The following is a 24946-nucleotide window of genomic DNA, read 5'->3' as shown; positions in this document are numbered from 1 at the left end:
TTTGGCGGGAACTGTGCGCTATTCGACGTCGAACGTTTCTTTCGAACGCGGTTTGAGCTATCATCAGGGTGATTATTTTTAGATCACATTGCACAAAAGGGCAGCATTTGGGGCCAGACGATTCGATAGGACAGCCTCGTCTCGTGGCAATGCTCGTCTATCCGGGCGTCTCGTCGGTCGATGCGTCCGGCCCTTTGGAGCCTTTTGGGCTCGCCAATTTCCTGACCGGCCGACAGCTCTATAAACCTGTGACCGTCTCTGTCGACGGGGCGCCGGTGCCGGTGGCCGGCGGGTTTCTCAACATCGTGCCAAGCTGCGCCTGCGAGGATCTGCCCGCGCGGATCGACCTGATGCTCGTCGCGGGCGGGCCGGGATGTTTCGCGGCGGCGGAGGATGAGACGCTTCTGTCCTGGCTGCGGCGGCTCGAGCCGCGCTGTGCGCGACTGGGCTCGGTCTGTACCGGGTCGACGATCCTCGTGGCCTCGGGGATCGCGGATGGGCACCGGGTCGCGACCCATTGGCTCGAAGCGATCCGGCTCAAGCAATGCCAGAGCGCCGTCGAGATCGAAGAGGATGCGATCTTTGTCAATTCGGGCAAGCTCTGGACCTCGGCGGGGATGCTGGCGGGGATCGACCTGACGCTGGCGCTGATTGAGAAGGATCATGGGCGGCAGCTCGCCCTCGATATCGCGCGGTTCATGGTGCTGGTGCTGCGGCGGATCAGCGGGCAGACGCAGTTCAGCCCGCAATTGATGGCCGAGGCGACCGAAGACCCGCGGATCCGGCGGGTGCAGCTTTTCGTCTGGGAGAACCCGACGGCGGATCTGTCTGTGGCCAATCTCGCCAAGAAGGCGGCGATGAGCGAGCGGTCCTTGGTGCGGCTGTTCAAGAAGGTCACCAACACCACCCTGTCGCAATATATAGAGGATGTGCGCCTGACCTCGGCGCGGCAATTGCTCGAGACGTCGCAGCAATCGGTGCAATCGGTGGCGGTGAATGCCGGGTTCGGCACGGCGGCGACGCTGCGCCGGGTGTTCACGCGGCGGCTCGGGGTGTGCCCGAGTTCCTACCGGCAGTCCTTTGGCACCGACCACGGCGCCGCCCCGCCAGAGCTCGCCGGGGCGGATGTGGTGGCGATGGATCTGGCGGGTGTGATCAACGGCAAGTCGGCGTGGTAGCGGCGGTTGGAGAGTTCAAGTCCCTTTATGGCCGATGTTGGTCTGAATAGCTGAGGCGGCCTGGGTGGCCTGCGGCAGCAAGGCCTGCAGCATTTCGAGATCGTCACCGCCTTCGTCGCTGACGGTCCAGAGGCTTAGAGCGGCGAGGAGCCGGCCGCGATCGTCCCGGATAGGGACGGCAATCCCGCAAATCTGACGGAACTCTTCGCGCAGGCTCGTGGCATAGCCATCGCGCCGCACCTGTTCGAGATGGGCGGCGAGACGGTCCGCATCGGTGATGGTGAATTCGGTGCAAAGTTCGAGCTCGTAGTCGGCCAGCAGGTCCTTGCGGGCGGCGTCGGACATCTCGGAGAGGAAGAGCTTGCCTCCCGCGGTGACATGCAACGGAGAGTGTTCGCCGAGCCGGGGCGCGAGGCGGAACGGGGCGCCAAGCTCTTCGGTATGGACGAAGAGCACCGATTGCCCATCGGGCACCGAGAGGGCGACACGCATGTTGGTGTCGCGGCAGAGCGTCCGCATATGCGGGGCGGCGCGCATGGCGATGTTGTCGCGGGTCTGCGTCCGCACGCCCCAGCGCATCAGGCGCGAGCCGGGGCTGTAGGTCTGACGTTCTGGGTCGTAGCTCAGCGCGTCGGCATCGCGCAGCAGGACCAGCAACCGGTGAACCGAGCTTCTGGGCCAGCCGGTTATTTCGGTGATCTCGGGAAGGGTGAGCGGGCTGCGGGCCTCGGTGATGCGGTCCATCAGGGCCATCGCTTTGGTCAGGATCGAGCTCTCGGCCATGGTCGCTCCTTCTATGGGCGTTCTGTGCGGGCCTTTTCTGCAGGCCTTTTCTATGGGCCCTGTCTGCAAGCTTGACAGAATCGCAGCATGGGGGAATGTTGTCCCATGTTAAAGGAATCACATCCCATATTACAAGACAAAAGAACCTCGCGTGGCGGGGCCGTGGGATCATGACCTCTTTCCCCTCGCGCATGGCATAAGGAGCCCTCGGCATGACGGAACAGACAAAGGTAGTGGTAATAGGTGGCGGCATCGTCGGATGTTCGGTGCTCTACGGTTTGGCGAAACGGGGCGTGACGGATGCGGTTCTGCTGGAGCGGCGGCAACTCACCTCTGGGTCGACATGGCATGCCGCCGGGAACACCACCTATTTCGGGCCTTATCCGGCGATGACCCGGCTCTTTACCGGGTCGATCAAGACCTATCTGGAGGCCGAAGCCCTGTCGGGGCAATCGGTGGGGTTTCATCAGACAGGCAGTCTGCGGCTGGCGACGAGCGCGGCGGAGCTTGAGGCCTATCGCGGGCTGGAGGCATTATATGACGAGCTCGGCATTCCCTATCACGTGATTTCGCCGGAGGAGGTCGCGGCGATCTATCCGCTCTTGAACCTTGAGGGGGTTCATGGCGCTGCGCATACGCCGACCGATGGCCATGTCGATGCGTCGGGGGCGACCTATGCGCTGGCCAAGGCGGCCCGACAGCTTGGCGCGACGATCAGGACCAACAGCCCGGTGACAGGGATCGAGCGGGCTGGCGCAGGGTGGCGGGTGCATCTGGAGGGCGGGACGATCGAGGCCGAGCATGTGGTCCTGGCGGCCAGTTTCTGGGCCCGCGAGCTTGCCCAGCAGATCGGGCTCGACCTGCCGCTCTATGCGTTGCAGCATCATGAGGTCATCACCGGTCCGGTCAAGGATTTGCAGGGGCTCACGGAGGAATTGCCGACGGTGCGGGACCCGCGTGCGCCGGCAAATATCCGACAGGAGCGTGACGGGTTTCTGTGCGGGGTCTATGAGCAGAACCCGAAATTCTGGGCGACGGAGGGCATCCCGAAGGATTTCACCGAAGAGCTGTTGCCGCCCGAGCTCGACCGGCTGATGCCGGAGATGGAGCGCGTGATCGAGCGGCTGCCGTGTTTTGGCGATGCGGGGATCAAGACGGTCAACAACGGGCCGATCTGTTACACGCCGGACGGGCTGCCGCTGCTTGGGCCGGTGGCCGGTCACGACGGGATGTGGCTGGCGAGCGGTTTCACCGTGGGCATCGGGACCGGCGGCGGGGCGGGCGATTACCTTGCCCATTGGATCGCCACGGGTGCGCCGGAATTCGAGCTCAGCATGACGAGCCCTGCCCGGTTCCCGAAGACCATGCCGCGAGACGAGGTACTGAACCGGATCAAATCTGCCTATGAGGCCGGGTATTCGCTCAAGTGAGATTGCGCGCGTCGGGGCGGTGAGCGACCGCTCCCGCCCCCAAAGAGGCAGCGGCGCGCTCAGTCCTCTTGGGTGCCGACGAACATGCGGTCCTTGGCGGCGGTGATGTGGTGGCGCATGGTGGCTTGGGCCACTTCGGGCTGTTTCAGGCGGATCGCGTCGAGCACGGCGCGGTGTTCGGCGAGGACGAGTTCCTGGCGCACCGGCGTGTCGAGCAGGGTCAGCGAGCGCGACAGTTTCACGCCATAGGCGATCTGTTCGCTGAGCGATTCCAGCACCGAGGAGAAGAACGGGTTCTTGGCGGCGCGGGCGATGGCGAGGTGGAGGCGCTGATCGGCCTCTACGCCGAGGGCGTTTTGCTGATAGGTCTCTTCCATCTCGCGATAGGCGGCATCCATGGCGGCCAGATCATCGTCGTCGCGGCGGCGTGCGGCCCAGGCGGCGGCGGCGCCTTCGACATCGATGCGGAACTCGTAGCAGCGCTGCACATCGGAGACGGATTCGAGCGGCACGAAGCTGATCAACTCGCGGTCGGGGCGGCGCAGCACATAGCTGCCCGAGCCGCGGCGCGATTGCACGATGCCATCGTCGCGCAGCCGCGACAGCGCCCCGCGCACGATCGGCCGCGAGACGCCAAAGCTCTCGGCCAGAGCCTCTTCGGTGGGCAGTCGGCTATGCACCGGGTATTCCTCTTCGAGGATCTTGGTCAGCAGTTGATCATAGACCTGATCTGCCAGTGAGGGTCGCCGTGTCTCTGACAACGTGAGCTCCTTGGGGTTTGGGCGCAGCGCCCGGGGGGTGAGACCGGGGCGGTCAATTCTGCGGCTCTTTATAAAGCGGGTTTGGGTAAAATACAGGGGGGGCGCGCGAGAGTCGGGCCTACTCTTTAATAGATGTTTGGCCGCCCCGTCGTGGAGGGGCGGCCACAGGACCGGTGCCTATTTCGATGTGGCGGCTGCCGGGGCTTTGGCCGGTTTGCGGATCACGAGGAAATAGACAAAGACCAGCGTCAGCGCGACGAAGAACAGGCTGTCGGGATTGGTGAAGAAGGTCGTCGGGTCGCCGTTCGACAGGGCCAGCGAGCGGCGCAGGAATTCCTCGAGATTGGGGCCGAGGATATAGCCGAGCAGCATGGTGATCACCGGAAAGCCATTGCGCCGCAGGTAGAAGGCCAGAACCCCCATGCCGAGCGCCATGAACATCTGAAAGGTCGAATAGGTGGCGACGTAGCTGCCGACCACAGCGAGCAGCGCGATCACGGCATAGAGCACGTCTTTGCGCACCGAGACGATCTTGATGAAATAGGGGCCGATGAGCCAGAGCGTCAGCGGGATCAGCACCACGGCAGAGAACAACAGCGCCGCGAGCATCGGCGCGATGAGCCCGGCCTGATCCGACATCAGCTGCGGGCCCGGCTGGATGCCGTTGATGACCAGCACGCCGAGCATGATCGCGGTGATCGGGTCGCCCGGGATGCCGAAGGTCAGCATGGGCACCATGGCGCCGCCGCAGACGGCATTGTTGGCGCTTTCCGAGGCGGCGATGCCCTTGGGGTTGCCCTTGCCAAAGCTTTCGGGGTCGTCCGAGGTGCGCACGGTTTCGGTGTAGGCCAGGAACGAGCCCATCGAGCCGCCCGCGCCGGGCAGGGTGCCGACGAAATAGCCGATGAGGCAGGATTTGAAATAGACGCCAAAGCCCACTTTGCGGATGTCCGACAGGGGCGGGATGAAGTCGCGGCGGCGGATCTTGACCTTGCTGGCGGCGGCGGTGGCGGCGCTGATATCGGCGCGCGAGCTGGCCTGGGTCAGCACTTCAGCGATGGCAAAGGTGCCGATGATCACCGGCATCAGGTCGATGCCTGCGGTCAGGTTGGAATAGCCATAGGTGAAGCGGGTCACCGGCTCCATCGCGTCGAGGCCGACGGTGGCCAGCATCAGACCGATACAGGCGGCGAGACCGGCCTGCGGGATGCGGCCACGCTGGGCGATGACGACGACGATGAGGGCAAAGGCCAGAAGCGAGAACTTGCCCGTGGTTTTCACCAGAAGCGACAGCTCCGCCACGAAGGGCGCGACTGCGATCAGGAGCAGCGCGCCCACCGCGCCGCCGAACATCGAGCCGAGCGCCGCATGGCCAAGCGCCAGCGCGCCCTTGCCCTGTTGCTGCATCGGATAGCCGTCGAGCGCGGTCATCATCGACGAGGGCGCGCCGGGGATGTTGATCGTGGTGGCGGTGATGGAGCCGCCGCACATGCCGGCCATATAGATGCTGGCACAGGCCATCAGCGCGGTTTCGACATTGAGCGTGTAGGTCAGCGGCAAAAGCAGCGCCATGGCCAGCGTCGCGGTGAGGCCGGGGATGGCGGCAAAGATCGTGCCGATGACAAAGCCGAGGATCACATAGGTCAGGATGACCGGATCGGCGAGCAGGGAAAAGCTGCTGAAGACGAGGAAGATGAAGTCCATGACTTACCCCCAGAGCGTCGGGAGGCGGACCCCGAACAATTGTTGGAACATCAGATAGGCCGTGCCGACAATGGCGGCCGAGATCAGCGCCTTGAGCAGCAGCTTGTCGAATTTCGAGAAAAGCAGGATCAGGGCGAAGACGAAGAGGCCGGAGGAGAGGAAATAGCCCAGCGGCTTGAACCCGAGGATGTAGAAGAAGATCGCGACGACAACCCAGAGATGGGTGTAGTTGCGGATCTCGGGTGTGGCCGGGCCGGTGTCTGATTTGGTCTCTGATTTGGCCGCTTTGGCCTCAGAGCTGGCGCGGAGCGCCTGCAGGATCAAGATGCTGCAAAAGACGATCGCGGCACCGCCCACGAGGATCGGGAAGAAGGCCGGGGTCAGGCCGTTCTCGGCCACCGGGGCGCCGAGGCTCAGGGCTGTCACCAGATAGCCGACAGAGACGGCAAGAGTGACATAGAGAAATACCAATTGCCTGTTTAAGAGCATCGTCGTCTCCCGGGCTGGGTGTGGTCAGGTCATGCGCGCGGGGGGTGGTCAGCTGGCCACCGGGGCCGTCGAGGCCTGCGCGCGTGAACCTCGGGGTTAGGATAGCGGGGCGGGGCCTGCGGCGCCAATGGCCGTCTCGCGGGCCCTGCCCAAGGTCTGCCCAGAGTCTAGCCAGAGTCTGCCCAGAGTCTGCCCCCGCCACGAATGGGCGAAGGCAGGAGGGGCGTTTCGGCTCAGAGTTCGAGCTCGTCCATCAGGGCGAAGGTCTTGGTCTGCAGATCGTCGATCCAGGCGACCACCTCGTCGGAGCCGAGCCAATCGGCGGTCACGCCGACCTGGGCCAGCCAGTCCTGGAACTCGGGCGTGTCATAGGCGGCCTTGAAGGTGGTTTCGAGCGTTGCCACCGCATCATCGGGCGTGTTGGCCGGGGCCGCGAGAATGATGAAGCTGCCGGTTTGCAGGTCATGGCCCTTGGATTTCAGCGTCGGCACGTCGGTGTAGGTCGCGTTCTGCACCGAGGTCAGTTCGACCACGCCCTTGGCATCGCCCGAGGCGAGAAGGCCGCTGAAATCACCGAGGCTCGAGATCGCAGCGTCGAGTTCCCCCGAGAGCAGCGCCTCGGCTTCGGCAGCCGAGGAGCCGGCATAGGTGATGACGTTGAAATCCACGTCGAGCAGTTTTTCGAGCTGCATCACCGACAGGTAGGGGCCCGAGCCCTTGGGCGCCACGCCGACGCGCACCTGGCCGGGGTTTTCCTTGGCGCGGGCGATCAGGTCTTCATAGCTTTCAATGCCCGAATGTTTGGAGACAACGATGGCGTCGGCCTCGGAGGTGATGCGGGCGATGGGCTTCATATTGTCGAGCGAATAGCCCGGCACCATCTGGCCGCGCGGCAGGGTGATGACACTGTCATAGGTCAGCACGCCGACGGTGTGGCCATCGGGGCGGGCGCTGGTCATCTGGATCAGCCCGGTGGCGGTCACGGCCCCGGCGATGTTTTCCACATAGATGGATTTCGGCAGGTTCTGCTCGGCGATGTTCGAAATCTTGCGCGAGATGGCATCGGCGCCGCCACCTGCGGGCCATGGCACGATCAGGCGGATGTCGCGGGTCGGAAACTCGGCCGCGGCGACGGATGTTGCAAGAATGGCCGCGCCAAGCGCTGCCCCGACTGTGGTTTTCAGGCTTTTGTAAAACAAGATCTGTTCCTCCTCTACAGATATGGTGTGCCAGCGGGGCTGGCGTCATGCGTGTGCCGACTGGTCCGGAAAAGCGGGGCCTTGCCGGGTCGGCGGTCTGAATTCTGGTCAGCACTGTCGTCAGCGAGCTGTGCCATGAGGCCGGACAGGTCGGCTGACCCATGGCCCTGGCAGGATCCGATGGGGCGGCCTGTCCTGGCGCGCGATCCCCGGTCTGCCTTGCGTCGGGATGCACGGGTCTCCGCGCCTCCGCTGCAACTGATACGATCCTCCCCTACCGTCTCGGCTGGCTTCTTCGGCGGTCCGCAGCTTGGGCGGGGTCGATGAAGCTTGGATTACATTAGTCAGTGGATTTTTACAAATCAACACAAATTTGACAAGTTACGCGGTTTTTTTGCCCGTATTTGCCCAATATTTGTTCACTAAACATACATATCCGGGGGAATCTGCCCCGATCCGCGTCTTGGGCTGACGCGTTTTGCAAAAGTTGTAAGCTTTTGCCTCGCTAGGGCTGGATCGACCCGCCGCCTCCGGGGACGGCGGGCCGTTGGTGTGTCTTTAGCCGGTCTGAAGATCCGCCGGCAGCAGCGCCTCGGGCAGGTTCTGATAGCAGACCGGGCGCAGGAAGCGGCGGATCGACAGGGTGCCGACCGAGGTCGCGCCAAAGTTCGTGGAGGCCGGGTAAGGCCCGCCATGGACCATCGTGTCGGCCACTTCGACCCCGGTGGGGAAGCCATTGGCAAGCACCCGCCCGGCCATCCGTTCGAGCGTCGGCAAGAGCGCGCGCGCCAAGTCGATATCGCCCGCGTCCATCTGCAGGGTCGCGGTGAGCTGGCCCTTGAAGCTCTCGGCCACGGTGAGCATCTCGGCGGTGTCCTTGACCCGGATCACCAGACCCAGGGGCCCAAAGACCTCTTCAGACAGCTCTTCATTCCCCATCCAATCCGCGGCCGAGACCTCGAAGAGATAGGGCGTGGCGGAGCGGCCGTCGCAGGCGGTGGTCAGCAGGGATTTGACGCCCGCGCCCTCGGCCATGCGGCGCGCGCCGTTGCGATAGGCCTCGGCCATGCCATCGGTGAGCATGGTTTGCGCGGCGACCGCTTTGAGCGCCTCGGTTGCGGCGGCGGTGAAAGCGTCGGCCTCGGGCCCGTCCACCACGATGGCGATGCCGGGGTTGGTGCAGAACTGGCCGACGCCCATGGTCAGGCTGCCAGCCCAGCCCTGGCCCAGATCGGCGCCGCGCGCGGCGGCGGCCTCGGGCAGGACGAACATCGGGTTGACGCTGCCCAGCTCGCCGAAGAACGGGATCGGTTCGGGGCGTTTGGCGCAGAGATCAAAGAGCGCGCGACCGCCACCGAGGCTGCCGGTAAAGCCCACGGCCTTGATCCGGGGGTCGGTCACCAGCGCCTCGCCCACGGCGCGGGTGCCGCCCTGCACGAGGCTGAAGATGCCGCCGTCCATGCCGAGCTTGGCCAGCGCCGCGACGATGGCATCGCCGACGATCTCGCCGGTGCCGGGATGCGCGCCATGGCCCTTGACCACGACCGGGCAGCCGGCGGCCAGCGCGGCGGCGGTGTCGCCCCCGGCGGTGGAGAAGGCGAGCGGAAAGTTCGACGCGCCGAAGACCGCGACCGGGCCGATGGGCCGTTGCATCATCCGCAGGTCGGGACGCGGCAGCGGCTGGCGGTCCGGCAGGGCGGTGTCGTGACGGCGGTCGAGATAGTCGCCGTCGCGGATATGGGTCGCAAAGAGCCGGAGCTGACCGGTGGTGCGGCCGCGCTCGCCTTGAAGACGGGCTTCGGGCAGGCCGGTTTCGGCGGTGCCGATCTCGGTGATCTGGTCGCCGCGGGCGTCGATTTCATCGGCGATGGTGTCCAGGAGCGTGGCGCGCTCTTCGCGGCTGGTGGCGGCAAAGCCGGGGAAGGCCGCGTGCGCCGCGGCGCAGGCCTCGGCCACCAGTTCGGGCGAGCCGGTGGAAAAGTCAAAGCCCGGGCCGGTCGCGGGGGCAGAGGTGAATGTCGGCTCTGCGCTCACGCGCTGGCCGGCGATGAGGTGATCTCCGTGAGGGGTGAATGTCATGTTACCGTCCTGCCTTGTCGCGCCATGCTTGGAATTTCACGAGGTTTTCGTCCTCGGTGCCCGGGTAGAGGCCGATGATGCCCGCGCCGTCATTGACCTGTTCGAGCACGAAATCCTCATAGGCTTCCATCTCGGTGCATTCCTCGGCGATCTCGTCGGCGAGATGCGCCGGGATGACCATGACGCCATCGCCATCGCCGAGCATCACATCGCCCGGAAAGACCGGAGCATCGCCGCAGGAAATGGGCACGTTGAGGTCAATCGCCTCGTGCAGGGTCAGGTTGGTGGGGGCGGAAGGCCGGGCGAAATAGGCCGGCATGTCGAGCGCGCCGATGCCCGCCGCGTCCCGCACGCCGCCGTCAGAGACCACGCCGGCCACGCCGCGCTGTTGCAGGCGGGTGACGAGGATCGAGCCGGCGGTGGCGGCGCGGCTGTCCTTGCGCGCGTCCATCACCAGCACATGGCCTTCAGGGCAGGATTCCACCGCGACGCGCTGTTTGTGGTCGCGGTCGCGGAAGACGGTGATCGGGTTGCGATCCTCGCGGGCGGGGATGTAGCGCAGGGTGTAGGCCTGGCCGACCATGGTCACCGGCTTGCGCTCGACGGGGGTGACTCCCTGCACGAACTGATTGCGCAGGCCTCGTTTGTAGAGCGCCGTGGCGACGGAGGCCGTGGACACTTTGCGGAGCTTGTCGCGCGTCTCGTTGGACAGGATATAGTCGGTCATCATTTCTTCCTATGGTCTGGCGTTTTGCAGCCTTGAATAGGCCGGCTCTGCGTCCCCCTCCGCCAGCTCGTGGCGGGGTATCCCCCGGCCCGAGCCCGGCGTCAGATCGCCAAGCCGCTCCTCCAAAAGCAATGGCTATGGGCTACACGGTCGCGGCAAATGTGTCAAGATTTGTAATTATAAAGGTGCGCTTCCTGCCATATCAGCCAAATTGCGCAGGAATTTACCTTACTAATCATTACAATACCGCCCAAATTTAGGGGCGGCATTGCAGGGGATTTGGTAATTTTGGAGCGATGTCGGTAACACGTCGGTATTGCGACGGTATCGCGACTGTCCGGATTTTCGGGGGCTGGGGCGTGGCGATCGGGGGTCTCACACCACCCATTCGAAGAGATAGCCCGCGGCCAGAGAGCCGAGGATGGCGAGCACGAGATAGAGCAGGAAGGGTTTCAGCTTGAGCACGGGAGCGATGGCCATGGCGCCCCAGATGCTGACCACGCCGCCGGAGATCAGGAAGGCCATGGCGGAGCCTTGCGACATGCCGTTGTCGATCAGCCCGCGCGTCAGGGGCAAGGCGGCGTAGCCGTCGATATAGGCCGGGGCGCCGACGAAGACGGCGGCGGGGATGGCCCAGACGCTGTCCTCGCCGACATAGGTCGCGAGCGAGCCGGGGGTCAGCGCGGCGTTGAGGGCGTATTCGGCGGCGAAGGCCGGGACCAGGCAGATCAGGATGAGCCGCGCGGTGGCCCAGAATTGTTTTGCGAAGGCGCGGCGGCGGTCCTCGCTGCGCCAGACTTTGGGCTCGAAGGCCTGGGCCTGCCCACAGCAGCGGGCGGCGCTCAATTGCCGGGCGAGCCCGTTGTCGCGCAGCGCGGTTTGTGCCCAAGGCGCGCGGGCGAAGAGCGCGGTGATCGAGCCGCCGAAGACGCCAAGGCCAAAGGCCGCGACGGTCTTGCCGAGGGCGAAGCTCAGCCCGAGGGTGGCGACCGTGGTGGCGAGCATGGCGGGGTCGGTGATCGGGGAGGAGAGCCAGAAGGCCATGATCGGCGCGAGCGGGACGCCCGCCGCCAGAAGCCCTGCCATCAGCGGCAGAACCGTGACGCCGCAGACCGGCGTGACGGCCCCAATCAGCGAGGCGGCGACCACGGCGCGCAGGGTCCGGCCCTCGAAGGCGCGGGCGATATGGCTGTCGGCGCCGCTGGCGATGATCCAGGCCGCGAGGAGGATGCCGGGGAGAACGATGGGGGCGACGGCGATCAGCCCCCAGAAGACGAAGAGCGTCGCATTGGCGGCATGGGTCGGCCAGAGAAGGGCGAGGCACAGGAGCGTGGCAAGCCCGAGCCCCCAGAGGATCTGTCTCTTGCTCATGTGGCGTCGGATGTCGGTTTGATCGGTCATGCGGTGCTCCCTCTCGCTTGAATTTAGGGGGCACGAAGTGATATGTGAAACGAATAGCTTGAATATCAGCCATCGGATTTTTGAATGGAAACCCTAGATAGCGATCTGCTGCGCACCTTCTTGGCCGTGGCTCAGGCGGGCAGTGTGACCGATGGGGCGCAGCGCATTCATCGGTCGCAATCGGCGACCAGCCAGCAGATCAAGCGGCTGGAGGCGGTCCTCGGTCAGCCGGTGTTTGCGCGGCACGGGCGCGGGGTGGTTCTGGCCGAGGCGGGTCGCAAGCTCTTGCCGATTGCGCAGGAGGTGACGGGGCGGCTCGACGCGGCGTTGCGGGACATGTCGCAACGGGCGGTCACCGGTAAGTTGCGGGTGGGGATTCCCGATGATCATGGGCGCGCCAAGCTGTCACAGATCCTGTCGGCCTTTATGCGCCATCATGCGCAGGTCGAGCTTGAGGTGACCTGTGCGCTCAGCACCGAATTTCCCGGCGCGTTGGAGAAAGGCGCGCTCGATCTCGCGATCTATGAGGTGGAGCATCCGAAGCCGCATGAAGAGCTGATCTACGCGGACCCGACCTGTTGGGTGGCCGCGTCGCATCGGGATTTTTCGGGCGAGGAGGTTTTGCCCGTCGCTCTCTTTGATCACGCCTGTTGGTGGCGGGATGTGGCGATTGCCTCGCTCGAGGCGCGGGGCAGGCCCTATCGCATCGCCTATTCCAGCCAGAGCGTCGCCGGGGTGATGGCCGCTGTCGATGCGGGGATGGCGGTGGGGCTCTTGGGGCGCTCGTCGCTGCATCCGGGGCTGACCGTGGCGGGCGAGAGCCTCGGCTTTGGCGCGACCCCGGCGTCCAAGCTGGTGGTGGCGACGGGCGGGGCGCAAGAGAGCGCGCCGCAGGCGGTGATGAAAGAGGCGATCCGAAACGCGTTCTTGTCGGGGGTCTAGGCTGAGGGCGGTCTAGACTTTCGGCGGGGTGGGATTGGCGTCGAGATTGATGCTCGGGCGGATCTTGTTCATCGGGATCGAGCTGCCATCGGGCTGGACCATGCGGACATGGCGGCGGCGCATGAGGCGCGGTTCGGTGACGCCGACGGAATGGGCGATGGTTTCGACCTCGGCGACGATCTGGGCGGCGTAGCGGGCGACCTTGAGATATTTGTCCTCGACCACGAGGCCGGCTTGCAGCCGCCGGTCATGGGTGGTGATGCCGGTGGGGCAGGTGTTCTTGTTGCATTTGAGGGCCTGAATGCAGCCGAGCGAGAACATGAAGCCGCGCGCCGAGGTGACGAAATCGGCCCCGGCGCAGATCGCCCAGGCGACATCGCCGGGGTTGATCAGCTTGCCGCTGGCGATGATGCGGATCCGCTCCTTGAGCCCGTGGCGGTCGCGCATGTCGACCATGCGCGGCAGCGCCTCGCGCAGCGGCATGCCGACCAGATCCATCAGCGGCATGGGCGCGGCGCCGGTGCCGCCATCGCCGCCGTCGACGGTGATGAAATCCGGCGCGCTTTCGATGCCGCGGGCGAGGATCAGCTCAAAGAATTGGCCCCAATCGTCGGACGAGCCGATCACCGTCTTGAAGCCCACGGGTTTGCCGGTGACCCGGCGGATGCGGTCTATCATGTCGAGCAGTTCGGCATAATCGGCGACCTCGACATGGCGGTTCGGCGAAATGCTCGGCTCGCCCACGGGGATGCCGCGAATGGCGGCAATTTCGGGCGTGACCTTGGTGCCGGGCAGGATGCCGCCCTTGCCGGGTTTGGCGCCTTGGGCGAGCTTGAGCTCGAACATGCGGACATGGGGGTTGTCGCCGATTTCGCGCAGGCGTTCGTCATCCATACCGCCCAGATGATCGCGGACTCCGTATTTGGCGGTGCCGATCTGAAAGACGATGTCGCAGCCGCCGATGAGATGATGGGGCGAAAGACCGCCCTCGCCCGTGTTGAGCCAGATGCCCGCCTTGGCGGCGCCGCGGCTCAGCGCCTCGACCGCCGGGCGCGACAGGGCGCCATAGCTCATGCCGGAAATGTTGAAGATGGATTTGGCGGTATAGGGGATGGCGGCATAGGGGCCGATCTGCATCGGTTCGGTCTGGGTGTATTCATCCGAGAGCGGCGGGAAGGAGGCCGGCACGAAGATCGGGGTGCCGGGGACCGTCAGGCTCCGGGTGGAGCCGAAGGCCACCATATTGCCATGGCCATGGGCGGCCTCCTTGACCCAGTCGCGCTGGGCCCGGTTGAAGGGCATTTCCTCGCGGTCCATGGCGAAGAAATACTGACGGAAGAATTCGCCCAGCGTGGTGAAGAGATGGCGAAAGCGGCCGATGACCGGGTAGTTGCGCCGGATGGCGTCGCCGGTCTGGACCTTGTCGACGACAAAGAAGACCAGCGCCAGCAGGCAGAGCGCCAGCACCGACAGGATCACTATCAGCGCCAGCAATTGAAACGCGTTCATCGCAAAATTCACGGTCATCCCCCACACACGGTCACGTCTGGCCTTAGGGTGCGATACTCAGGGTGATTTGGCCAGCGGCTTTGGTGCCGGGCCGCCGGGTTTTGCCTAGCGTTTGTGGATCACCGCCACCTGATCCTTGCGGTTTTTCTGATAGCGCACGGGGAAGACGATACAGGCCGACATATCCGGGATGAAGGCGTTGAAGGCCTCGGCGGTGGCCGGGTCGGAATGGCTAAACTCGCGATTGTCGATGAAGGAGCGGAAGAGCTCGGCGGTGGTGGTGATGCCGGGCTTTTCATAGGTGTCGGGCTGCCAGCGGAGGTCTTCGATCAGGTAGATGCCGCCGGATTTGAGCCGGGGGAAGATTTCGAGGAAGGCGTTCTGCTGGTGGTGCGAGGCGTGGCTCGCATCGTCGAGCACGACGTCGAGACCGCCGGGGATTTCCGACACGGCGCGGGTGATTTCGGCCCGGTCATCCATGTCGCAGCGGTGAAAGGCAAAGCGGTCGTGTTTGAACCAGGAGAAATCCGACACGTCGAGCCCGTGGATATTGGCCTTGGTGAAATATTCGAGCCACATGCGGATCGAGGGGAGATCCTCGGTCTTGCGGTCCTTGTCGATGCCATGTTCCGGCCCGCCGATCAGCAGACCCATCTCGAGAAAGGTGATCTTGCGATGGCGGTAGGGGTTCAAGAGCAGATGGTAGAGCTCGGTATAGCGGTGCTTGATACTGCCCTTGTCCGAGCCATAGCGGTCGGCAAGATCGGTCAGATTCAGGGTGGAGGTGACGGGCATGTCTCTCTTTCTACTCTTCAGTCCGCGTCCACCGTGTCCGCTTCCTTGACGGGAATCGGCGCGGCGCGCGGGTCGATCTTGTGCTTTTGGCAAAGCTCGTGGACATAGCCGCCCTCGTCGGGAAGCCCGCCCTCGCGGCTGGCGAGGAAGGCGCGGATGCGGCGGCCATAGAGATGCACCGAGAGCGTGTTTTCGGTGATGTATTTGTCGATCGCGCGGCGGCGGCGGCCGTTGACCATGAGACGGCGGTGCGCATAGGGCACCGGGTAGAGCACTTCGCAGGGGAAGGCGTATTTGTCTTCGCCGGTCTTGTGGAGATAGGCGGTGACCGCATGCGGGCCCCAGACGCCCCAGTTCAGCTCGCTGACATGGGTGGGTGTGCCGGCGTCGATCCGCGCCTGCAGATTGCCGCGCACCCGGTCGCCATACCAGAAGGGGATGCCATATTCATCCTTGGTCATCTCGAGCAGGCCGGCGAGCGCCTCGCTGTCCTTGGGCAGGCCAAGCACACCGCCGTTGATGTGATGCTCGCTCTCCCAGCCAAAGAAATGGCCGGTCTTCGACGTGAAGGGGCGCATGCAATAGGCGTCGGTGTCGGCCCAGATGGTTTTGTCGAGCTTGGTCAGCAGGTGATAGCGGAACACATCCGAGAAGAGCGCCATGCTGCCGGTGCGGCCGTGGGCGATGAATTCGTCACGGTCGAGGATTTCGCTGCCATGGCGCATGTCGACCCCGTCGGGGACATTGGTCACCTCGCCGTAATGGTAGAGGGTGACGTCATGGCCGTTGTCGAGAAAGGACTGTATGCACAGCTGTTCGACATAGCTCAGCGGGCCTTCGACCCACAACATTGCGATATGGTAACGATCACTCATTTTACTGCTCCTGCATCTGCGTTGCCTGATGGCGTTTTGCTCTTGGCCTGTCAGATGTCGTTTTCACAAGCCTATGAAGGCCCCGAATCCAAGTCAATCAACGGTTTCAGTCGGGGTTCAGAAAGGTCACTTTCATGGTGTTTTTGATGGTCTCGATGTCACTGTCGTAAAGGCGCGTGAGATGGGCGCGTTCGGCGGGCTCCCACGGGTCGTAGCCGGGATAGTCGGGGCCGCGCGGGTATTTTTCCTGGATCTCGACACGCCGGGCGAGCGCCGCCGTGCCGCCCGAGCGTTCGATTTCCATCAAGAGTTCCTGCACGGCGCGGTGGCTCGCCGAGGGGCGGCCGCGCTGGCGTTTCGGTTCGGCCATGGTGGCGACGTCGAAATCGGGGCCGCAGAGATTGCCGATGATCCGGTTGGAGAGCTTGCCGAAATCCTCGTGCCGCCAGAGGATCAGCTCGGCCCCGGCGAAGGCCTTTTGCACGATGGCGATGAAGCGGACCCAGCTTGGCACTTTGGAGAGCACCTGGCGTTTCATCTGGGCCTCGGGAAAGACCTTGTCGCCGGTGGCGGAGCGCAGGAATTCGACATAGGTCGAGGCGAAGAAATCCGCGTAGTTGCGGATCGCCAGATGGACCTCTGTCACCGGGTAGGGGATGAACTGGGCAAAGATCGGGATGAGCGTCGCGCGTCTTTGGTAGAGCTTGCCCGAGCGCACGCAATGGCCCGAATGGCCGGGCATGTTTTCATCAGAGAGGATGATCCGCTGGCCGGGTTCGGCGCCGATGCTGCCAAAGAAATCGCGGGCGAGCTTGTCGAGCTCTTCGGCGGTGATTTTGGTCTTGTAGTCGAGGCCGATCTTTTCATAGCCGTGCAGCTGGCTCGGGAAGGTGTATTCCTTGCGCACCTGCCGGTGGTTCAGATAGTGCAGCCCCTGTTTGCGCATCCGGCCCGCGTTGCGCTGCAACCGGCCCTGAATAAAGCTGGTGGCGGTTTTATGCACACCGCCATGGACCACCACATAGGGAAGATCGCCAGTCAATTCGGGCATCAGGCCGGGCTATGGGCCGCATCCGCCGGGGTCGGCGCGTCGGCGTCGCCGCCCGGTTCGGGCGCGGCGTTGATGGTGATGATCCGGTCGCGGAACGCATCCCAGCCGTCGCGCTTGCGCAGCTCGGCGATCTTGTCGCGATGCCAGGCGCAGGCGGTTTCATGCAGCTGCGCGAGTTCCTTGTCCTTCATCAGCCGGGCGAATTCCTTTTTCAGCGCAGGAAGCTGCGCGCGCAGCGACACGTCCTGCACCGTATTGAAATTCATGTTTTCCCAATAGGTCACGCCTTGGTCGTCATTGACATGGTTGGTGCGGCCCCGGTCCCGTTTGACCAGAAAGCTGTCGACCGAGCGCACGGCGTAATGGTGAAGCCGCGCGAAATCATGGCTGAAGCCGCCATGGGCCTTCCAGCCGGCGTCGAGATAGCCATCGGCCATCGGCTTGCCGCCGCCATCGACCCAGGCCACATCGCCCCGGTCGAGGTGATAGGCCGGGCGGTGGATCTTGAGCCGGTCGAAGCGTTCGGTGTTGCGGGCCAGGGTTTTCATGCCGAGGGCGCGGTAGTTGGGAAATTCGAACTCGTCACAGCAGCGGTCGAATTGATCGATCACAAAGCCTTCTTCATAGGCGACGCGGCCGCTGTTGCCGAAGAGTTTCCAGCAGATCGAGATGCCGTCGGCATCGCCCACGGCGGCAAAGAGATCGTCGAGCCGGCCCTTGCCGACCCGGATGTTGAGAAATTCGTCGCAATCCGCGCAGATCAGCCAATCGGCGTTCTGGTAGATGTCTTCGCTCTGCGCCGCCCGGAGCGCGCTGCGCTGCGGGCTGCCGCCTTTTTTGAAGGGGTTTTGCCGATGCTGGGCCAGCCCCATGTCTTGCAGGCGCTGAGCGATGGCGTCGGTGCCGTCGTCGCAATCATTGGTGTAGATCAGGAAATCGGTGAAGCCGATGGCGCGGTTGAAGGCCACCCATTCGAGCATGAACGGGCCTTCGTTTTTCATCGTGGTGACGATGAGGCGGCTGCCCTTGCCCTGTTTGGCGGGGGCTTTGCCGCCCGCGTTCAAGGGCGCGATGATGCGGCAATTGTGATCGGGCTTTGGCTTGGGCTCGGCTTGGGCGGCGGCGCTGCGCTGCGCGGGCGGGGCCGCGGGCGCGGGTGCCTTGGCGGCGGCTGTGTCTGTGGCGGGGGGGACGGCGGTCCCGGCCAGCTGCGCGGCCTCTTCTTCCTTGCGCTTCTTGCGGCGCAGGCGGCGGCGGAACGTCTTGTCAAAGTGGATGGCCAGCTCTTCCCGGCCGGTTTCGCGGAAATAGCCGGAGACCGAGCCGCGATACCACGGCAGATTGCGCCGGTTGCGGTAGAGCCGGTAGAATTCACGCTCTTCCAGCTCGTCAAAGATGGCGTGGCGCATCACCGGTTTGAGCGCATCGATCTTGCGCAGGAAGACGGCTGTCTTATGGCTCGAAAACCAGCATTTGTAGATGCGGATATTGTCGCCAGAGAGGCGGTCGACATGCTGTTGATCAAGCTCGTGATAGGGATCGTAGAAGATGTTCACGCGGCCCGCGGTGGCGGTCAGTTCGGCGGCATCGGCGAGCGGTAGGGTCCAATCCTGACGGCGACCGTTTTCATAGCGAGTTTCCCACGGCACGAGTTCAGGGTTGAGCGTCGATTGCGGGTTGATCGCGATGACATGGGCGCCGGGGATCAGCGAGGAAAAGACCAGCGCGGCATAGCCGCCCATCGAGACCCCGGCCAGCACCACCCGTTCATAGCCGTCGAAAAACCCGTCGCGGGCCAGCGATGTGAACCGGTTGATCAGCGCCTCGTCGCGGTACCAGTCCGAGACATGCGCCATGACGCCGAGATGCGAGAGCCCCTCGTCGCTGGCGAATTTGAACCCCCAAGGTTCACGTTCGGGGCTTTCGTCGCCGACGTTGGAGAGATTGTCGAAGGTGATCAAAAGCCGGTCGCTTGGCCGTTTGACGAAGAGCAGGCTGTTGCGCAGGTTCTTTTCCAAAAACCCCTCGCCGCTGGCGCCCGGGCGGATATCGTCCAGCCAACGGGGCGGTTTGGGGGCTTCGTCTGCTACATCTGACGTCATATTGGAACGGCCTGCTCTTGATACACTGCTGCGCGTTTCGCGCTTTTCTTTGGGGTCAGTATAGGATTGCGCGCTTCCTTCACGCAACAGACTAGGCCGAAGGAGATTATTCTTTGGTTACTGTGTGTAGAAAATACCGCGCCGCGAGGGCCCGTGCGGCGCGCCCATCAGTGACCAGAAGGCCAAGGGCGATCACCGCAAAGCCGATCCAGGCCGAGGCGGGGAGGGCTTCGCCCAGCACGAGCCAGCCGAGGAAGATGGCAAAGGGCGGGATGAGCAGGGTCACCAGGGTCAGATTGGCCGCCCCCGCCCGGCGCAGGATGGCGAAATAGAGCAGATAGGCGAGCACGGTGGAGAGCAGCGACAGTCCCGCCAGCGCGGCCCATGTGACAGGCGCGAGGGCGAGATCGGGCAGCCCGTCGGACCAGAGCGCCGCCGGGATCATCAGGATCGTGCTGCCCGCGATCATGCCGAAAGCGTTGACCAGAGGCGGCTGATCCCCGAGGCGGACGCGGGCCCAGACGCTCGCCAGCGCATAGGAGAGCGCGGCGGCGAGCACCGCGAGCTGGGCCAGGTTGCGCAGCGACAGCGTGCCGAGCGCATCGGCGCCCACCACCACCGCGACGCCCAAGACGCCGAGCGCCGCGCCGATGAGTTTGCGCGGCAAGAGCGGCTCGTCGCGCAGCAATAGCCCGGCGACCACCGCGCCAAAGACCGCCGTGGTGGCGTTGAGGATCGAGGCGAGCCCGCCTTCGAGCGCGGTCTGCCCCCAGAAGATCAGGGTGAAGGGGATGGCGTTGTTGAGCGCCCCCATGACCAGATAGCTGCCCCAGATGCGCCAGCCGCGCGGCAGGGGCAGCCGCTTGAGCCGGACCAGCAGAAAGAGCAGCGGCGCGGCCCAGCCGACACGGTGCAAGGTGATGGTCATGGGGCCAAGTTCGCGCAGGGCGATCTCGGCAAAGACAAAGCTGCCACCCCAGACTGCAGCGAGGCCCAAGAGCATCGCGGCGGCGGTGAGATCAATTCGGGGGGTGGCCATCGGTGTCATGGCAGAGGTCTAGCCCAAGCCCCCTGCCCCGGCGACCCGATTCCTGCGGTTTGGCAATCAGGCGTCGAGAACCCGCGCCTCGTCCACCAAGAGCACCGGGATGCCGTTGCGGATCGGGTAGGCAAGGCCGGATTGACGGCTGATCAGCTCCTGCGCCTCAGCGTCATATTCAAGGACGGCATGGCTCCGCGGGCAGATCAGCGCCTCGAGCATGCGGCGGTCGAAACTGTCGGGGGTGGTGTCATCGGTCATTGCAACATCTCGTCATTGGAGCCGCCACGCAGCGTGAATTCCATCAAGGTGACCAAGGTTTCGCGCCGGGTCGAGAGCGATGGCGCCTCGAGCAGCGCCTGTTTGTCCTCGGGATCAAAGCCGAGCAGCATCGACAGCGAGTTGATCAACAGCTCGTCATCGGCCTCTTTGAGCGAATCCCAATCGGTCTGCAGCTCTTCGGCGGCGAAGAATTGCGACAGCAGGTTGAGAAAGCTCGCGCGGTCAAATTCAGGGTCGGTTTCGGTCGGGCCGAGATCGCGGCCGAAGCCCTCCCAGCTCACCTTGGCGCGGCGGTAGGGGGTAAAGCCCTCGACCTCTTCGATCAGGCGAAAGCGCGACAGACCCGCCAGCGTGATCATATAGCGCCCGTCCTCGGTTTCCGAGAATTGCGTGACCCGGCCAACGCAGCCGATCCGTTGCAGCGCGGGCGGCGTGTCAGTGGCCTCTGCCTCCGCGCCGTCGGCGCGTGGCTGCGGCTGGGGCTGGATCATGCCGATGAGACGGCCCGGTGTTTTCAGGCAATCGTCGAGCATCTGCAGATAGCGCGGCTCGAACAGGTGCAGGGGCAGCCGGGCGCGCGGCAACAGCAGCGCCCCCGGAAGCGGAAAGACCGGGATCACTTCGGGAAGGTCTGGGTTCTGGATCATACCGATGGACCTAGCCCGAACCGGGGCTCAGGCAAATATCATCGAGCTCAGTTTCCGACGACCATTGAGCACCACCGGATCGTTGGGCTTGAGCGCGTCGAAAATGGTGAAGAGCTGCTGTTTCGCGGCGCCGTCATTCCACTCGCGATCGCGGCGGAACAGGGTCAGAAGTTCCTCGACGGCAGCCTCGGCATCGCCGGAGGCATGCAGCGCCTGGGCGAGATCGAACCGGGCCTGATTGTCCTCGGGATTGGCCTCGACCGCGGCGCGCAGCTCGGCCACGGGGCCCGCGTCGGCGGCCTGGCGCAAGAGGGCGAGCTGGGCATGGGCGGCCTCGATTTCGGGGCTGTTGCTCAGCTCGGCGGGGACGCCGTTGAGCACCGCCTCGGCCTGATCGGCATCGTCGAGCGCGATATAGGCGCGGGCCATGCCGCCATAGGCGGCGGCGTTTTGCGGGTCTTCTTCGAGAATGGCGGCAAAGGTCTGGGCCGCGTCGCTGGCGGCCCCGGCGTCGAGCATCTCTTCGGCGGCGGCGATAGCGTCATCGAGCCCGCCACTGGCATCGCCACCGGCGGTTTTCACCACGCGGTCGACGAAAGCGTCGATTTCGGAGGGCGGCACCGCGCCTTGGAAGCCGTCGACCGGCTGGCCCTGCCAGAAGGCATAGACGGTGGGGATCGATTGCACCCGGAGCTGACCGGCGATCATCTGGTTTTCGTCGACATTAACCTTGGCCATGCGGACCGCGCCGCGCGCGCGGGTCACCGCCGCCTCGAGCGCCGGGCCGAGCGTCTTGCACGGGCCGCACCAGGGCGCCCAGAAATCGACGATGACGGGGACGGTCTGCGACATCTCGACGACTTCGGCCATGAAATCGGCCTCGGAGACGTCCTTGATCAGATCATCCGCGGGAGGGGTTGTGCCAAGTTCGATCATATCATGCCTCTTGCCTTGGGTGGCTGTCGCGTTTGGTGACTACATGGCGCAGCGCCCCCTTGGTTGCAAGGGGCGCGGGCCGACAGGCTTGGATCTCAGAGGTCGAAATGGGCGAAGACCGGGGCGTGATCCGACGGTTTTTCCCAGCCGCGTGCATCGCGGAGCACCCGGCTCGAATGGGCGGCGTTGCGGATGTCGGGGGTGGCCCAGACGTGATCGAGGCGGCGGCCCTTGTCGGCGGCGTCCCAATCGCGGGCGCGGTAGCTCCACCAGCTGTAGAGCAGGCCCTCGGGGATGTCGGCGCGGGTCACGTCGGACCATTGGCCCGCGTCCATCACCTCGTTGAAATGTTCGACCTCGACGGGGGTGTGGCTCACCACTTTGAGCAATTGCTTGTGATTCCAGACGTCATCTTCGCGCGGGGCGATGTTGAGATCGCCGACGAGAATGGATTTCTCGGGGCGTTCCTCGTGGAACCAGTCGCGCATCTCGGTGAGATAGTCGAGCTTCTGGCCGAATTTCTCGTTCACCGCACGGTCGGGCACATCGCCACCGGCGGGGACGTAGAAATTATGGATGGTGACGCCGTTTTCGAGCCGCCCCGCGACATGGCGGGCATGCCCCAGCGCGGCGAAATCGCGGTCGCCCACATCCTCGATCGGCAGTTTCGACAGGATCGCCACGCCGTTATAGCCCTTTTGGCCGCGGGCGATCATGTGGTGATAGCCGAGCTCCTGAAAGGCGGCGGTGGGGATTTTCTCGACCGGGCTTTTGCATTCCTGCAGGCAGAGCACATCGGGCCCTTCTTCGGCCAGCAATTTGCAAACGATCGGCTCGCGCAGGCGGACAGAGTTGATGTTCCAGGTGGCGAGCGAAAAGGACATGGGCAGGTCTCGTGCTTGGGATCAGTCGGGCTGGGTCGTGTCAGCGTCGGAGATGCCAGCCGCGAAATCAAAGGACAAGGCGACGCCGTGCGGCACCTTATCAAAGGTCAGCACGGTGTCCAGTTGAGCACAGGCCAGTTCGACGATTTGCATGCCGAGCCCGCCCGGCCCCTTGTCGTCATCCATGCCGATGCCATTGTCCGAGATCCGCACCCAGACGCGGCCCGAGGGGGCCGGCCCGGCCTCGATGCGCACGGCGCCGGAGGTGCCTTCGGGAAAGCCGTGTTTGACCGAATTGCTGAAGAACTCGTTGATCAAGAGGCCCAGCGAGGCGGCCTGCTGTGAGCCGATGCTGACCGGGTCAATATTGGTTTCGACGGCGATGGTTTCGGGGGCGAATTCGCGGAAACTATGGGCGAGGTTTTCGACATATTCGGCGAGGTCGATTTCAGAGCCGCTGCCGCTTCGGTAGAGCTGTTCGTGGACGCGGGCGACGCTTTCGATGCGGCCGCGCATTTCGTCGATGGCCTGACGGGCGTGATCATTGGGGGCGGCGCGCGAGGCAATCCGCGCCAGCGCCCCGATGGATTGCAGCGAGTTCTTGACCCGGTGATCGACCTCGCGGCGCAGCATGTCGGCCTCGCGCAGGGATTTGCGCAGGTTGAGCTGGGCCATGACCTGATTGGCGAGGACGCGCAGGGCGGTGATCTGGGCCTCGGTCAGGGTCCGCGGGCTATTGTCGAGCACGCAGAGCGTGCCGAGCGGCAGCCCGTCCTTGGATTTGAGCAGGGCACCTGCGTAGAAGCGCAGCCCCGGCTCTTCGAGGCAGAGCGGATTGTCCTGCATCCGGGGATCTTCGAGCGTGTTGGGGATCAGCACGAAATCCTCTTCGAGGATGACATGGGAACAGATCGAGGTGTCGATCGGCGTTTCGCGCACGCCAAGCCCGACCTCTGCCTTGAACCATTGCCGGTCGGCGTCGATGAAGTTGATCACCGAGATCGGCACGTCGCAGATCTGCGCTGCGAGGGCGACGACCTCGTCGAAATCTTCTTCGCGGGCGGTATCGAGAATGCCATAGCTTCTCAGAGCGGCCAGACGTTCCGCCTGGCGCGGATGACACTGTGCTTTCATTGATATTTCCCCGGTGCGTGACCGTGCGGACAATATAGAACCATGGTCTCCCCTACAAACGATCATTCCCCCAAAAGCACACGAAAATTCATGCGCTTAACCGCATGTAAGGACCGGGTAATTATGTAGAACGCAAAAGGGCGGGAAAGGTTCCCGCCCTCGTGTGATTTTTTTGAGTTTGCCGGTGCGGGGCCGGTCTGCCCGTCACATCAACAGGCGATAGCCGCCCGATTCGGTGACCAGAAGCCGCGCGTTGGAGGGATCGGGTTCGATCTTTTGGCGCAGGCGGTAGATATGGGTTTCGAGCGTATGGGTGGTGACGCCGGCGTTATATCCCCAGACCTCATGCAAGAGCACATCGCGGGCCACCACGCCATCGGGGGCACGGTAGAGGAACTTGAGGATGTTGGTTTCCTTCTCGGTGAGGCGGATCTTGCGATCGTCCTCGTCGACCAGCATCTTGACAGCCGGGCGGAAGGTATAGGGCCCGAGCTGAAACACGGCGTCCTCGGATTGTTCATGCTGGCGCAGCTGGGCGCGGAGCCGGGCGAGGAGCACCGGGAATTTGAACGGTTTCGAGACATAGTCATTGGCCCCCGCATCGAGGCCAAGGATCGTGTCGGCATCGCCATCGTGACCGGTCAGCATGACGATGGGGCTTTTGACGCCCTGTTTGCGCATCAGGCGGCACAGCTCGCGGCCATCGGTGTCGGGTAGCCCGACATCGAGGATCACCAGATCGAAAATCCCCTCTTTCACCCGGCTCAGCGCCTCGGAGCCGTTGCCAGCCTCGAACACGTCGAAATCTTCGGTCATCACGAGCTGTTCGCTCAGCGCTTCGCGCAGGTCCTCGTCATCGTCGACAAGCAGAATTTTCTTGAGCTGTCCCATCCGTATGTCCCATCTGTTGTGTTTGGCCCGTTGTTTATTGCGCGGGCCGCATCCGTTACACCACAGATGGGACCAGCCCTCGCCGGGAGCAAGTTCTGCTACAAAGAG

Annotated in this window: 23 protein-coding genes; 3 read left to right on the top strand and 20 right to left on the bottom strand. The window is 64.2% G+C overall.

The features are described from left to right. Window positions 1–149: 149 nt before the first annotated feature. Entirely contained in the window at window positions 150–1178 is a 1029-nt protein-coding gene (locus WA237_RS05350) for a GlxA family transcriptional regulator (RefSeq protein WP_336096942.1), read from the top strand. Between the two features lie 15 nt (window positions 1179–1193). Here the strand turns inward: WA237_RS05350 and WA237_RS05345 are convergent, their stop codons facing one another. After that, entirely contained in the window at window positions 1194–1961 is a 768-nt protein-coding gene (locus tag WA237_RS05345; RefSeq protein WP_336096920.1) for an IclR family transcriptional regulator, read from the bottom strand. 212 nt (window positions 1962–2173) lie between these two features. Between WA237_RS05345 and WA237_RS05340 the strand changes: the two genes are divergently transcribed. Further along, window positions 2174–3391 (top strand): NAD(P)/FAD-dependent oxidoreductase, encoded by a 1218-nt coding sequence (locus WA237_RS05340; protein WP_336096919.1) that lies wholly within the window; start codon window positions 2174–2176, stop codon window positions 3389–3391. 59 nt (window positions 3392–3450) lie between these two features. Here WA237_RS05340 and WA237_RS05335 read toward each other — a convergent pair whose 3' ends face one another. From WA237_RS05335 to WA237_RS05305, 7 genes are all read right to left on the bottom strand, one after another. Beyond that, window positions 3451–4152 carry a FadR/GntR family transcriptional regulator gene (locus WA237_RS05335; protein ID WP_009813526.1) on the bottom strand — a complete coding sequence of 234 codons (702 nt, stop codon included), beginning with the start codon at window positions 4150–4152 and terminating at the stop codon, window positions 3451–3453. A 177-nt stretch (window positions 4153–4329) separates the two neighbouring features. After that, window positions 4330–5856, bottom strand: a complete 1527-nt coding sequence (locus WA237_RS05330) for a tripartite tricarboxylate transporter permease (protein WP_009813525.1) — start codon at window positions 5854–5856, stop codon at window positions 4330–4332. Between the two features lie 3 nt (window positions 5857–5859). Further along, a complete protein-coding gene (locus WA237_RS05325; protein WP_336096918.1) occupies window positions 5860–6345 on the bottom strand; it encodes a tripartite tricarboxylate transporter TctB family protein in 486 nt (161 codons plus the stop codon). Between the two features lie 233 nt (window positions 6346–6578). After that, window positions 6579–7544 carry a Bug family tripartite tricarboxylate transporter substrate binding protein gene (locus WA237_RS05320; protein ID WP_009813523.1) on the bottom strand — a complete coding sequence of 322 codons (966 nt, stop codon included), beginning with the start codon at window positions 7542–7544 and terminating at the stop codon, window positions 6579–6581. A gap of 558 nt (window positions 7545–8102) precedes the next feature. After that, complete coding sequence (locus WA237_RS05315) at window positions 8103–9623, bottom strand: aldehyde dehydrogenase (NADP(+)) (RefSeq protein WP_336096917.1); 1521 nt, start codon at window positions 9621–9623, stop codon at window positions 8103–8105. Window position 9624: 1 nt separating this feature from the next. Then, window positions 9625–10350, bottom strand: a complete 726-nt coding sequence (locus WA237_RS05310; protein ID WP_040618381.1) for a ribonuclease activity regulator RraA — start codon at window positions 10348–10350, stop codon at window positions 9625–9627. Between the two features lie 375 nt (window positions 10351–10725). After that, window positions 10726–11751, bottom strand: a complete 1026-nt coding sequence (locus WA237_RS05305; protein ID WP_336096916.1) for a permease — start codon at window positions 11749–11751, stop codon at window positions 10726–10728. 84 nt (window positions 11752–11835) lie between these two features. Between WA237_RS05305 and WA237_RS05300 the strand changes: the two genes are divergently transcribed. Next, window positions 11836–12693 (top strand): LysR substrate-binding domain-containing protein, encoded by an 858-nt coding sequence (locus WA237_RS05300; protein ID WP_336096915.1) that lies wholly within the window; start codon window positions 11836–11838, stop codon window positions 12691–12693. A 12-nt stretch (window positions 12694–12705) separates the two neighbouring features. Here the strand turns inward: WA237_RS05300 and WA237_RS05295 are convergent, their stop codons facing one another. The 12 genes from WA237_RS05295 to WA237_RS05240 all read right to left on the bottom strand — a co-directional run bounded on the left by WA237_RS05295 (window position 12706) and on the right by WA237_RS05240 (window position 24838). After that, window positions 12706–14220: an FMN-binding glutamate synthase family protein gene (locus tag WA237_RS05295; RefSeq protein WP_336096914.1), complete on the bottom strand. Its 1515-nt coding sequence runs from the start codon at window positions 14218–14220 to the stop codon at window positions 12706–12708. 87 nt (window positions 14221–14307) lie between these two features. Continuing rightward, entirely contained in the window at window positions 14308–14997 is a 690-nt protein-coding gene (locus WA237_RS05290) for a hypothetical protein (protein WP_009813517.1), read from the bottom strand. Window positions 14998–15014: 17 nt separating this feature from the next. After that, on the bottom strand, window positions 15015–15872 hold the full coding sequence (locus WA237_RS05285; protein ID WP_336096913.1) for a hypothetical protein: 858 nt from the start codon (window positions 15870–15872) through the stop codon (window positions 15015–15017). 106 nt (window positions 15873–15978) lie between these two features. Next, entirely contained in the window at window positions 15979–16923 is a 945-nt protein-coding gene (locus WA237_RS05280) for a hypothetical protein (RefSeq protein WP_009813515.1), read from the bottom strand. Next, window positions 16923–19025 (bottom strand): glycosyltransferase family 2 protein, encoded by a 2103-nt coding sequence (locus WA237_RS05275; protein WP_336096912.1) that lies wholly within the window; start codon window positions 19023–19025, stop codon window positions 16923–16925. Before WA237_RS05275 ends, WA237_RS05280 begins: the two co-directional genes overlap by 1 nt. A 106-nt stretch (window positions 19026–19131) precedes the next feature. Beyond that, on the bottom strand, window positions 19132–20073 hold the full coding sequence (locus WA237_RS05270) for a DMT family transporter (RefSeq protein WP_336096911.1): 942 nt from the start codon (window positions 20071–20073) through the stop codon (window positions 19132–19134). A 57-nt stretch (window positions 20074–20130) separates the two neighbouring features. Beyond that, a complete protein-coding gene (locus tag WA237_RS05265; protein WP_009813512.1) occupies window positions 20131–20325 on the bottom strand; it encodes a Trm112 family protein in 195 nt (64 codons plus the stop codon). Continuing rightward, the gene (locus tag WA237_RS05260; protein ID WP_009813511.1) at window positions 20322–20993 is read right to left on the bottom strand and encodes an LON peptidase substrate-binding domain-containing protein; all 672 of its coding nucleotides are present in this window, start codon (window positions 20991–20993) and stop codon (window positions 20322–20324) included. The genes WA237_RS05265 and WA237_RS05260 overlap by 4 nt, the downstream gene beginning before the upstream one ends. A 27-nt stretch (window positions 20994–21020) precedes the next feature. Beyond that, window positions 21021–21929, bottom strand: a complete 909-nt coding sequence (locus WA237_RS05255; protein WP_336096910.1) for a co-chaperone YbbN — start codon at window positions 21927–21929, stop codon at window positions 21021–21023. 95 nt (window positions 21930–22024) lie between these two features. Beyond that, window positions 22025–22813 carry an exodeoxyribonuclease III gene (locus tag WA237_RS05250; protein WP_336096909.1) on the bottom strand — a complete coding sequence of 263 codons (789 nt, stop codon included), beginning with the start codon at window positions 22811–22813 and terminating at the stop codon, window positions 22025–22027. A 21-nt stretch (window positions 22814–22834) separates the two neighbouring features. After that, the gene (locus tag WA237_RS05245) at window positions 22835–23947 is read right to left on the bottom strand and encodes a sensor histidine kinase (protein ID WP_336096908.1); all 1113 of its coding nucleotides are present in this window, start codon (window positions 23945–23947) and stop codon (window positions 22835–22837) included. Window positions 23948–24151: 204 nt separating this feature from the next. Continuing rightward, on the bottom strand, window positions 24152–24838 hold the full coding sequence (locus WA237_RS05240; RefSeq protein WP_009813507.1) for a response regulator transcription factor: 687 nt from the start codon (window positions 24836–24838) through the stop codon (window positions 24152–24154). Between the last annotated feature and the right edge of the window lie 108 nt (window positions 24839–24946).

It is taken from the genome of Roseovarius sp. CH_XMU1461, from assembly GCF_037027165.1.
Taxonomy (GTDB): domain Bacteria; phylum Pseudomonadota; class Alphaproteobacteria; order Rhodobacterales; family Rhodobacteraceae; genus Roseovarius; species Roseovarius nubinhibens.
The sequence above is the reverse complement of the archived record's forward strand: the minus strand, read 5'-3'. Positions and strand labels throughout refer to the sequence as shown.

Excerpts from the sequence above, each read along its gene's own strand:
- WA237_RS05290 (WP_009813517.1), bottom strand. The coding sequence starts at position 14,997 with ATGCCCGTCACCTCCACCCTGAATCTGACCGATCTTGCCGACCGCTAT.
- WA237_RS05325 (WP_336096918.1), bottom strand. The coding sequence starts at position 6,345 with ATGCTCTTAAACAGGCAATTGGTATTTCTCTATGTCACTCTTGCCGTC.
- WA237_RS05260 (WP_009813511.1), bottom strand. The coding sequence starts at position 20,993 with ATGATCCAGAACCCAGACCTTCCCGAAGTGATCCCGGTCTTTCCGCTT.
- WA237_RS05340 (WP_336096919.1), top strand. The coding sequence starts at position 2,174 with ATGACGGAACAGACAAAGGTAGTGGTAATAGGTGGCGGCATCGTCGGA.
- WA237_RS05270 (WP_336096911.1), bottom strand. The coding sequence starts at position 20,073 with ATGACACCGATGGCCACCCCCCGAATTGATCTCACCGCCGCCGCGATG.
- WA237_RS05315 (WP_336096917.1), bottom strand. The coding sequence starts at position 9,623 with ATGACATTCACCCCTCACGGAGATCACCTCATCGCCGGCCAGCGCGTG.
- WA237_RS05255 (WP_336096910.1), bottom strand. The coding sequence starts at position 21,929 with ATGATCGAACTTGGCACAACCCCTCCCGCGGATGATCTGATCAAGGAC.
- WA237_RS05285 (WP_336096913.1), bottom strand. The coding sequence starts at position 15,872 with ATGAGTGATCGTTACCATATCGCAATGTTGTGGGTCGAAGGCCCGCTG.
- WA237_RS05300 (WP_336096915.1), top strand. The coding sequence starts at position 11,836 with ATGGAAACCCTAGATAGCGATCTGCTGCGCACCTTCTTGGCCGTGGCT.
- WA237_RS05280 (WP_009813515.1), bottom strand. The coding sequence starts at position 16,923 with ATGCCCGAATTGACTGGCGATCTTCCCTATGTGGTGGTCCATGGCGGT.
- WA237_RS05330 (WP_009813525.1), bottom strand. The coding sequence starts at position 5,856 with ATGGACTTCATCTTCCTCGTCTTCAGCAGCTTTTCCCTGCTCGCCGAT.
- WA237_RS05295 (WP_336096914.1), bottom strand. The coding sequence starts at position 14,220 with ATGACCGTGAATTTTGCGATGAACGCGTTTCAATTGCTGGCGCTGATA.
- WA237_RS05350 (WP_336096942.1), top strand. The coding sequence starts at position 150 with ATGCTCGTCTATCCGGGCGTCTCGTCGGTCGATGCGTCCGGCCCTTTG.
- WA237_RS05345 (WP_336096920.1), bottom strand. The coding sequence starts at position 1,961 with ATGGCCGAGAGCTCGATCCTGACCAAAGCGATGGCCCTGATGGACCGC.
- WA237_RS05305 (WP_336096916.1), bottom strand. The coding sequence starts at position 11,751 with ATGACCGATCAAACCGACATCCGACGCCACATGAGCAAGAGACAGATC.
- WA237_RS05310 (WP_040618381.1), bottom strand. The coding sequence starts at position 10,350 with ATGACCGACTATATCCTGTCCAACGAGACGCGCGACAAGCTCCGCAAA.
- WA237_RS05275 (WP_336096912.1), bottom strand. The coding sequence starts at position 19,025 with ATGACGTCAGATGTAGCAGACGAAGCCCCCAAACCGCCCCGTTGGCTG.
- WA237_RS05245 (WP_336096908.1), bottom strand. The coding sequence starts at position 23,947 with ATGAAAGCACAGTGTCATCCGCGCCAGGCGGAACGTCTGGCCGCTCTG.
- WA237_RS05265 (WP_009813512.1), bottom strand. The coding sequence starts at position 20,325 with ATGACCGATGACACCACCCCCGACAGTTTCGACCGCCGCATGCTCGAG.
- WA237_RS05250 (WP_336096909.1), bottom strand. The coding sequence starts at position 22,813 with ATGTCCTTTTCGCTCGCCACCTGGAACATCAACTCTGTCCGCCTGCGC.
- WA237_RS05240 (WP_009813507.1), bottom strand. The coding sequence starts at position 24,838 with ATGGGACAGCTCAAGAAAATTCTGCTTGTCGACGATGACGAGGACCTG.